At 59.4% G+C, this 9,806-nt stretch carries 9 protein-coding genes and 1 pseudogene; 9 read left to right on the forward strand and 1 reads right to left on the reverse strand.

The window, feature by feature from the left end; all coding sequences use genetic code 11:
• The 6 genes and pseudogenes from JCM21793_RS29565 to JCM21793_RS29380 form a co-directional block, all read left to right on the forward strand.
• A pseudogene (locus tag JCM21793_RS29565) lies at positions 1-224 on the forward strand (ABC transporter substrate-binding protein); the annotation flags it as partial.
• Positions 225-315: 91 nt separating this feature from the next.
• Positions 316-1,035: an amino acid ABC transporter permease gene (locus JCM21793_RS21495; protein ID WP_051556259.1), complete on the forward strand. Its 720-nt coding sequence runs from the start codon at positions 316-318 to the stop codon at positions 1,033-1,035.
• Positions 1,032-1,628: an amino acid ABC transporter permease gene (locus JCM21793_RS27625; RefSeq protein ID WP_244439942.1), complete on the forward strand. Its 597-nt coding sequence runs from the start codon at positions 1,032-1,034 to the stop codon at positions 1,626-1,628. The genes JCM21793_RS21495 and JCM21793_RS27625 overlap by 4 nt, the downstream gene beginning before the upstream one ends.
• A 139-nt stretch (positions 1,629-1,767) precedes the next feature.
• Positions 1,768-2,487 carry a helix-turn-helix domain-containing protein gene (locus JCM21793_RS21505; RefSeq protein ID WP_025031676.1) on the forward strand — a complete coding sequence of 240 codons (720 nt, stop codon included), beginning with the start codon at positions 1,768-1,770 and terminating at the stop codon, positions 2,485-2,487.
• Between the two features lie 2 nt (positions 2,488-2,489).
• Positions 2,490-3,476: a pyridoxal-phosphate dependent enzyme gene (locus JCM21793_RS21510; protein ID WP_025031677.1), complete on the forward strand. Its 987-nt coding sequence runs from the start codon at positions 2,490-2,492 to the stop codon at positions 3,474-3,476.
• Positions 3,477-3,729: 253 nt separating this feature from the next.
• Positions 3,730-3,873 carry a hypothetical protein gene (locus JCM21793_RS29380; RefSeq protein ID WP_155983510.1) on the forward strand — a complete coding sequence of 48 codons (144 nt, stop codon included), beginning with the start codon at positions 3,730-3,732 and terminating at the stop codon, positions 3,871-3,873.
• Between the two features lie 321 nt (positions 3,874-4,194).
• On the opposite strand, the gene JCM21793_RS21520 is transcribed toward JCM21793_RS29380, so the two are convergent.
• Entirely contained in the window at positions 4,195-4,842 is a 648-nt protein-coding gene (locus JCM21793_RS21520; RefSeq protein WP_025031678.1) for a TetR/AcrR family transcriptional regulator, read from the reverse strand.
• A gap of 228 nt (positions 4,843-5,070) precedes the next feature.
• Here JCM21793_RS21520 and JCM21793_RS21525 point away from each other — a divergent pair, with 228 nt between their 5' ends.
• The 3 genes from JCM21793_RS21525 to JCM21793_RS21535 are packed head-to-tail and all read left to right on the forward strand — an operon-like array spanning position 5,071 to position 9,481.
• Entirely contained in the window at positions 5,071-7,221 is a 2,151-nt protein-coding gene (locus JCM21793_RS21525) for a TonB-dependent siderophore receptor (RefSeq protein WP_025031679.1), read from the forward strand.
• A gap of 5 nt (positions 7,222-7,226) precedes the next feature.
• Positions 7,227-8,354: an ABC transporter substrate-binding protein gene (locus JCM21793_RS21530; RefSeq protein ID WP_025031680.1), complete on the forward strand. Its 1,128-nt coding sequence runs from the start codon at positions 7,227-7,229 to the stop codon at positions 8,352-8,354.
• On the forward strand, positions 8,354-9,481 hold the full coding sequence (locus JCM21793_RS21535) for a siderophore-interacting protein (RefSeq protein ID WP_025031681.1): 1,128 nt from the start codon (positions 8,354-8,356) through the stop codon (positions 9,479-9,481). Before JCM21793_RS21530 ends, JCM21793_RS21535 begins: the two co-directional genes overlap by 1 nt.
• Positions 9,482-9,806 lie beyond the last annotated feature (325 nt).

The following is a 9,806-nucleotide window of genomic DNA, read 5'->3' on the forward strand; positions in this document are numbered from 1 at the left end:
CCGACCTCGGCAACGCGCAGACCTATGTCGGCGGATACGACAATCTGATGATCCTCGACGGCATCATCACCCGCGAGCCGCTTGCATTCGCCACCCGCGCGGAGAACAGCCATCTGAAATTCTGGATGGACAATTACTTCGAGCTGGTCTCGGCCAATGGCAAGCTCGACCGTCTCGTCGAATACTGGTGGAACTCCCGCGACTGGGAAGCTGACCACAAATAGCGCATTGAGGCCGGGCGGCATTCTGGCAGAACGCCGCCCGACCCTGAGCCTCCAATGACGTTCCCAAACGTCTCGCGGACCGGGTTGCACCATGACATTTCTTGAGCCGGTCGCCGACTGGATTGTTGGCGTCTACAATTACCGCATCGTCGCGCTCTATGCTGATGAGTTCGCGCGGGGCATCACAAACACGCTTCTGGCGGCGAGCGCGAGTCTGGTGCTTTCGCTCGCACTGGGAACGGCGCTGGCCGGAATGCGCCTTTCACCAAGCCGGCTGATTTCCATCCCCGCCGAAGTGTATATACAGGCGATCCGCTCGACCCCGCTTCTGCTGCAAATCTACATCGTCTATTTCGCCCTGCCGCATCTCGTGCCGGCAACCGCGCGCTGGCCCGAACTGTGGATCGGCATTCTCGCGCTGACCCTGCACACCGCGCCCTATATGGCCGAGATCATCCGCTCCGGCATTCAGTCGGTCGCGAAGGGACAGATCGAGGGCGGACTTGCCGTCGGCATGACGTTTCGCCAGCGCGCGCAACATATCGTCCTGCCGCAGGCCTTTGCCAACATCCTGCCTTCGCTGCTCGGGCAAACCGCCATCCTGGTGAAGGATACATCGCTGCTCTCACTCATCACCGTGTTCGATCTGGTGGCCGCCGGCATGCTTTTGAACAGCGAGCGCATCAAGCCAAACGAGGGCTTTCTCTCCGTCGCCGTCATCTACTTCGCCATTTACCTGCTGCTGCTGGTCGCCTCACGCTATGTGGAGCGCAAGCTGGCAGGACCGGCCTGGAACAAGGCAGCAGCATGATGCAACATTATATCGACGTTTTTCATGCCGTCCTGCCCGCACTCCTGAACGGGTTCTGGCAGACGCTCGGCATATCGCTGGCCGGCATCATTGGCGGTTCGGCCATCGGGTTCGTTCTCGGGCTGGTCCGCGGGCAGCGCGTGCCCTACCTCACACCGCTGATCGGCGGCTATCTGCATCTGCTGCGCGGCACGCCGTTTCTCGTGCAGCTCTATGTGGTGTACTTCGTGCTTCCCAACACCGGCTTTGCGCTTTTGATGTGGGATTCGCTGACCGCAGCTCTGGTCAGCCTCGCGATCTACACATCCAGCTATGTCACGGAGATCGTCAGCGGCGCGATCCGCGCGATACCGCGTGGACAGTGGGAAGGCGCCTTCGCCATCGGCATGCGCCGTGGCCAGACGCTGCGCCACATCATCCTGCCGCAATCGATCATGCTGATCCTGCCCTCGCTCGGCGGCGTCTATGTGAACCTCATCAAGGCAACATCCATCGTCTCGGTAGTGGGCATCAGCGAACTGACCCGGCAGGGCGAGATCTCCATCCTGCGTTTTCCGAGCGACATCCTGTTCATCTACGGCATCGTTGCCTGATCTACTTCTGCTACTGTTTCCCGGTGCTCAAGCTTGTCGACTGGCTAGAAAAGAACGCCGGCAAGCCACGCATGGGCAAGCAGCGTTCCTCGTCCACAACCGACGGCACTATTCCGCCTGACAAACAGAATGTGAGAGCATGACACAGGATACACCACTGGACCCTATCCTGCGCCCCTACGCAGCGCTGATGGAAACGCTTGTGGCCCAGTTCGGCGCCAACTGCCAGGTTTCGCTATACGACATGCGCGAAAAGCGCCCTCGCCTTGTCGCTTATTCCGGCACCGTGATGGAGGCCAGCATCGGCTCCCAGCTTTCCGAAAAGCTGTTCACGCGCTTTCAGGAAGCCGACAACCGGCCAAGCGGCCGCTTGCAGTTCACCGCGACAACGCCCGACGGCCGCAGGCTCAGTTCATCGATCACGATCCTGCGCGGCGCAGACGATGAGACCATCGCCTGTATGCGCATCGACCTGTGCATCGAAAGCCTCATGCACAGCATCGACATGCTCCAGACCTTCTGCAATTTCGATGCGCCGGCAACACAGCAGCCCCAGTTCGGCAACACACACAATGAAGACGTGATCGGGATGGTCGATGCCGTGGTGGACGAAGCGCTCGGACGGAACGAGGCGCTGCGCACACAGGACAGCCGGACCTACCGCATGAACATCATTCGCGAGCTGGAAGAGAAGAACGTGTTCTTGGTGAAGGGCGCGGTCGACCTGATCGCCGCGCGCATGAACGTGTCGAAATTCACCATCTACAATTACATCGAACGCATCAGAAACCCGCAGGATGCGGCGGCCACGGATGCCAGCCTGCGTGATGTGCGAAGCCGGCGGGACGGAAACCACTGACAATGATTCAATTCCCGCAGGCACGTTACCGGTTGCTCGAACAGCCAACCCCTCTTGCGCCTCTCGCACGGCTTGAAAAGCGACTGGGCCGCTCCGGTCTCTTCATCAAGCGCGACGACCACATGCCGATCGCGCTCGGCGGCAACAAGCTGCGCAGCCTGGAATTCTGGCTGGGAGCTGCGCTGGAGGAAAATGCCGATGTGCTGCTGGTCGCCGGCGCACCCGTTTCCAACCAGTGTCGGCTGACGGCGGCGGCAGCGGCCATTGCAGGGCTCGATTGCCTGATCGTTCACAACGATGCTGAAACAGATCAGACGCGTCGAAGCTCCTTTCTCAACCGCGTGTTCGGCGCCGAGGTGCGGTTTGTCGGCGCGATGTGCGAAGACACGCGCGCGGTGCGCATCGAGGAAATCGCGCAGGAACTGCGCAGCGCCGGGCGCCGGCCCTACATCGTCGGCAGCGCCGTTGTCGGCGCGCTCGGATATGCGGTGGCCGCGGCGGAGCTCCTTTCGCAGAGCGAGGCTTCCGGCTACCCGATCCGGCATGTGATCCTGCCGGGCTCCATGGGACCGACAGAGGCCGGCTTCATCTTTGGCAACGCGCTTCTGGGCAACCCGTTCGACGTGCATCTGGTGAGCGTCGAATATGGCCAGGCAGATCTGGCGGCGCGGATCGCGCGAATTTTCGGTGAGCTGCAACATTACACGGGCAAGCCCGACGTGAAGCTCGACGATGGGCGGGTCCATTATCATATGGACTATCTGGGGCCCGGCTACGCGCTGCCCACAACTGTCGGTGAGAACGCTATCCTGACCCTTGCCCGGACAGAAGGAATTCTTCTTGAGCACACTTATACGGCCAAACCCTTTGCCGCCTTCATGGACATGGCCATGGATGGGAGCATCGAGCAGGCCGAAGGGATGTGCTTTCTGCACACGGGCGGTGTGCCGACGCTGTTTGTGCAAAACGAGCTGTTCGAAACAATCTGAAAGCGATGAGGAAAAAGCGTTTCGCGGTTTGTCCTTAAAGAGCGGGTTCATCGTTTCACAGAAACGCTGTCCCGCTCTATCTCTTTGTTTTCTCGCATTTATGCGGATGTCAGGTGATTCCACCTGACTGCAAAAGGCTCTCGCGGCCGAGAAGCGCGCAACGGCCTTAACAGTGGCCGATCATCCATTTCTTGCGCGGTGAAGGCGGGCCTTTCTTGCCGACCTCGCAGAGCGCACAGCCGCAGCCGGCCAGATGCTCTTTCTTGACCACGCGCGGCTCGATGCGACCACATCGCGGTTGCTTGGCGTCTGGCAGCTTGGGCAGGCGCACGCATTGTCGGCGTCGGCCATGGTCGTCCTGATTACGCTGATCACCACGAAAGGGAGAGGCAATTAGATTGAGATATGTGGCAATTACGATTCCCTTCACTGCGTGAAGATGAGCTTCGCCCATGCTTGCTTTGATTTTGAATTCGATATTTTGAAGACGTCCGATCCCAATTTCACCAATTGATGGTAACAGCCGGGATATTCTAGGGTTCTATATAATCAATTCCGCTACACTCGATTAGGCAAAACTTGAGTTTTTTTATTGGATTGATAAAATTTTGAAGCCTTAGTTATTCTTATCCTCACACCCATATACAACTTTTACGGATTTTGATTTTTCTTCAAATCTTTCCGGATCTCCTCGCCAACGGGCTCGATATGGCAGAACTCAACGAGCGATGACGCCCTCCGTCATCCAGAGCCAGATTACCGCGAAGTGGGCATCCAGGGCTTCTGGCGAATCGTAGTCGGAACCGCCCAGCATCGCGTTTGTCGTCGGGAGGGATACAAGGCTATGGATGAGATGAGACGCCATGGACGGCGCATCGCCGGTGCGCAGGAATCCATCGGATTGCGCAGCTCTTACCGCTTCCACAAGACGCTCCATGAAGGGGTCGGAGCCTGAAGAAGCTGCGCTGCTTTTTGCAAACACGACCGCCTCGCTGAAAGCGATCCGCTTCAAGGCGACGAGATCCGGCTCCATGTTTATTGAAAGATAGGCGCGCAGCAGTGCCTTCAACTGTTTCAAGGCATCGCCATCGACGGGTGCAAGCCCGTTCAGCCTGTCCAATGCACGGTCACGCACATGCTCGACCACAGCCTCGAACAGCGCCACCTTTGAAGGGAAACGGCGATAGATCGTGTCTTTCCCTGCACCGCAGGCGCTGGCGACCTGCTCGACGGAGGTGCCTGCAAACCCACGAGACGCGAACAGATGCGTGGCCGTCTCCAGAATCCGCGTGCCGGCCTCTTCTGCCCTTTGTTTCGGGGGGCGGCCTCCAGCCGGCCTGCGATGCAGCTTCCTGTCTTCAGTCATGCCTTCTCCATTTCCGCTCCAACCAGAACACGCAAACACGGATGCACCGGCATCACCTGTCGTTTTTTCACGCCCGGCGCAAGTCGTTCAAAGACGACAAACGCGCTCAAATAAACTGGACAGGTCCGTCCCGTTTGGATATTCCCTTAAACGTTTTCCAGGCAGACGTCACCCGGCAGGAGTCTCGTCCACCCAACTGCTCAACAGACAGGCTCTATCGGGGGTAATATGTCATCGCGTGTTTCATTTCGTCTTCTCTCGTCGGTTAGCGTCCTTGTCATCGGGACAGGCGGTGTTTTCGCACAGCAAGCGGCCACTCCACTCGAAAGGATCGTCGTTGAAGGTGCGGGAACCGTTTCCGACACCTCGGACCGGATGTTTCTGAAACAATCGACTTCAGCCACGAAGACCGGCACCACGGCGCTGGAAACGCCGCAGGCTACATCGAGCGTCACACGGAGGCAGATCGACGAGCAGAACCCGCAAACCGTCAGCGAGGCGCTTCGCTATACGTCCGGGGTCCTTTCGGATCGCGACTCGAATACCCGCTACGATTCGGTGTTTCTGCGCGGCTTCGGCGCCTTCGGTACGGCAACAAACTATGTGAGCTTTCTGGACGGTCTGAAACTGCCCCGCGGGCAGGCCTTCGCCCAGACATCAATCGATCCGTTTCTTCTCGATCGCATCGAAGTCCTCAAGGGGCCATCCGCGCTTCTGTACGGCCAGACGAGCCCCGGCGGTCTGGTGAATCAGATCAGCCGCGCGCCATCGGCCGAGCCCTACAATGAAGTATGGTTTCAGGGTGGAACGCACAGCCGCATGCAGAGCGGGCTGTCGTCACGAGGGGCGCTGTCATCGGATGGAACGTGGCAATATGGCATCAGCGCCGTGGGCCGTGTTGCCGGAACACGCTATGACGATGTCGATGAAAAACGCTTTGGCGTTGCGCCGTCCCTGACCTGGCAACCGGATGCGGACACGTCTCTGACGATTTCAGGCTATTTCCAGAAAGACCCGGAGGGCGGCTATTTCAATTCGCTTTACCCGACATTCCTCGCGCCTGAGGGGTATCGCTCCCACCTTGGGCGCGATCTGAACATCGGCGATCCCGGTTTCGATGCCTTCGAAAGGGAACAGTATGGAATCGGATATCAGTTCGAGCACCGGTTCAACGACCTCGTGACCGTGAGGTCGAACCTGCGCTACTCTCATGTCGCTATCGACTTCCGCTCGCTTCAGATGTCCGGGCCGATCAACGCGGCAGGAGAAATTCCGCGCCATGCGCTGCGCTCCATTGAGGATGCCGGTGGCCTCTCCTTCGACAATCAGGCGGAATTCAACTTTTCAACGGGTGCGCTGGAGCACGTCGTTCTGGCCGGTATCGATTACCAAAGCACAGGCAGCGACTGGCAATACCGGTTTGGCGCGGCTCCCGCCCTGAACGTGACGAACCCGCAATACGGTCAGCCCATCGGCCCTCTCATGACCTTTATCGACAGCCATCAGAAACTGCGGCAGACGGGCATCTACGTGCAGGATCAAATGAGTTTCGGGGGCTTTCGGGCGGTCGTCGGCGTGCGCCATGACTGGACCAGACAGGTATCGGAAAACCGGCTCGCCACGACATCGAGCGAGCAATCGAGCGGTGAGACGAGCTACCGCGCGGGGCTTCTCTACCAGTTCGAGAACGGCCTTGCGCCCTATGCCAGTTACTCCACCTCGTTCGAGCCCACGATTGGCGTGGACGCCAGCGGCAACCCGTTCGAGCCAACCAGCGCGCAACAGTATGAAATCGGCCTGAAGTACCAGCCAGCCGGTTTCGATGCGCTGTTCACGGTCTCCGCCTTCGACATTCGCCAGAAGAACGTGCTCACGCCGGGCAGCATTCCCGGCTTCAATGTGCAAGAGGGCGAGATTCACTCACGCGGAATCGAATTCGAGGCGCGTGGGAACCTCACCAGCAATCTGGAACTGATTGCAGCGCTGACCCTTCTTGACACCAGGGTTTCGGAATCGGGCGTGCACGCCAACATCGGCAAGCGGCCACAGGCCGTTCCGGATTACTTCGGCTCGATCTGGGCGAACTATGCGTTCGGGAATGGGACACTGGACGGCCTCTCCGTCGGTGGCGGACTGCGCTTTGTCGGGTCAAGCTATGCCGACGACGCCAACACCATCAAGGCCGATGGATATGCGCTTGTCGATCTGGCGCTTCGCTACGATTTCGGGGCGAAGAACCATGCGTTGAAAGGACTGGAAGGCACGCTCAACGTCACCAATCTTTTCGACAAGGAGTATTACTCCAGTTGCAGTTCCAACATCTATTGCCAGTTTGGCAATGGACGCCAGGTGCAGGCCGGATTGCGATACAAGTGGTGAGAGCGATGAGGCTCAACAGGCGCAGCTTCTGCGGATCGCTGGTCGGTGGCGTTCTTGCCGCGAAGGCGGCACGCGCGGATGAAGCGATCCTTGTGACCGACATGGCTGGGCGGACCGTGCGTCTGCCGGCCCCGCCCAAGCGCATCGTGTTGCTGGAAGCACGGGATATCGTCAGCATGGCCTTGCTGCATCCGGACCCTGCCGCTCTCGTGGTCGGCTGGGCGGCAACGGACCGGATCGACAGCAAACTTCTTCAGGAGCGTTTCACCCAAGGGCGCGACATTGCGCTCGTGGGCAAGCAATCGCCTGACACGATTTCGATCGAAGGCCTGGCGAGCCTGTCTCCCGATCTGGTGGTGGCGAATTTCTACATGGCACCGCATGGCAGTGACGATCTGCTTGTCACGCGGCTGGAGAGCTTTGGAATACCGGTCATTTTCAGCGATACGTCCAGCAACACGGTCGCTGGCGAAACGCTGGATGACGATCCGGTCGCGAACATCATCGGGCACATGCAGATGTGGGGCGCGGTGCTCGGCGTTGCCGACAGGGTGCGTGACTATGCCGGTTTCTTCGAAACACACATGCAGCGCGTTCAGCGCTGCGTGGCGGGAGCTCCCACTGTCACCACATATCTGGAGATCCAGTCCACGGCGGAAGACTGCTGCTGGGCCGCGGGCAACAAGGTGTGGGGCTCACTGCTTGAACATGCCGGAGGAAAAAACCTGCCCGGCGTTACGGAACCATGGTTTCAAAAACTGCAACTGGAGCATCTTCTCTCCACCCCGCATGCGGTTTACATCGCCTCCGGAGGCGGGTGGGCATCGGACATTCGCCCGGCCATAGGCCCCGGCCTCGACCCGGTGAAAGGCCGTGAGGGCCTGGAGAGGATTATCCGGCGAACCGGCTTCGACCTTTTGCCCAGCGTCCGCGATGGCCGGGTTCACGGCATATGGACAGGATTGATATCCGTTCCGCCGCTGAACATCCTCTTCATCGAGCTTGCCGCCAAATGGCTGCACCCGGACCTGTGCGCCGAGATCGATCCCGCCGCCACGCTTGCCGAGATCAATGCGCGGTTTCTCTCAACACCGATCGAAGGCCCTCTCTGGGTCTCGTTGCAGGAGGCTTGATGGCATTGGCACGCGAGCGCGAGGCGCGCGTTTTTCGAGCGTCATCCATCGTCGATTTTCCCCGGATCGCGGATTTTCTCGACCCTATCGTCTCCTCGATCGACACGCATGACATGGAGATCGAACAGGAAGGTTCGCGCTTTCTGATTGCCGCTCCGTTCGGCTCCGCCGTGCTTGAGCCGGGGCCCGGTCAATTGAGGCTCACCGTGGAGACGACAGACCGCGATGCGCTCAACCGCCTCAAGCACGCGCTTGTCGGGCCGATCACCTTCATTGCCGCCAGTGAAAACCCAAGGATTGACTGGTCGGGCGATGATACGGGCCCTTCCGAACCGGAAGACCTTCGCATTCTGCAGGTGACCGCCGTGGCGCAACTGACACCGCGAATGCGGCGCATCACCTTTCGCGGCGAAAACCTCGCCCGCTATGATCGTGCGGACCAGCTTCATTGCAGATTGATCTTTCAGCCCAAGGGCACCGTTTCACCGGAGTGGCCAAGGCTTGACGACCGAGGCCATGTGATTTGGCCGAAAGGGCGGAAGCTCTCAACGCGGGTTTACACGATCAGAGGTATCGATTCCGCGACCGGCGAGATCGAGATCGATTTCGCCCTGCACCCAAACCCCGGACCCGCCACGCGATGGGCAATGGAGGCGGCTCCGGGAGATATCGTCGGCGTTCTGGGGCCCGCGGCCAATGGCCCGAAACCCGCCGGTTTCTACGTTCTGGCGGGGGACGAGACCGGTCTGCCGGGGATTGCCCGCATTCTGGAGCATCTGGACGCGGATGCTGATGGCATCGCCTTTATCGAAATCGACAACGCCGATGAGGAACAATCCCTGACGCGCCCGCCGAATATGGACCTGCGTTGGCTTCACCGAAACGGAGCCCCGGCTGGGACAGCCTCATTGCTGCCGCGCGCGATCCGGTCGGTCGAGTGGCCGAAAGACCTCGAACAGGCGTTCTTCTGGGGCGGATGCGAGCACAAGGCGTTTCGGGAAATACACCGCATGCTGCGGACAGAGGTCCAGTTACCCCGCCACCGGCAGACATTCTACTCGCACTGGCATCGATCCCTCAGCGAGGAAGAGATCATCGAGGTCGGCGGGGAAGCGTATCTGCCGTAGGCGCAGCGCACCGTATGAAACGCGGTTCCAAGGGGACATTCGTGCGGGATGCAGGCCCTTTGTGCTGCATCCCGCGTTGTCACTTCATGAAACGTTGCGCCGGGTGCTTCAGAAATTCATCGTCAGGCCGGCGGCGCAATATCGAGGGAGGCGAACTCGATCCCTTCACTGCGTGAAGATGAGCTTCCCTCATGCTTGCTTTGATTTTAATTTGAAACTTTGAGGACGCCCCATGCCAATTTCACCCAATCGAGGGTAACAGCCGGGATATTTTGGGGTTTCTATATAATCTACGCTGTTACCCTCGATTGGGCCGATCAGCCTT

This window comes from Nitratireductor aquibiodomus NL21 = JCM 21793, assembly GCF_000615975.1.
GTDB lineage: Bacteria > Pseudomonadota > Alphaproteobacteria > Rhizobiales > Rhizobiaceae > Nitratireductor > Nitratireductor aquibiodomus.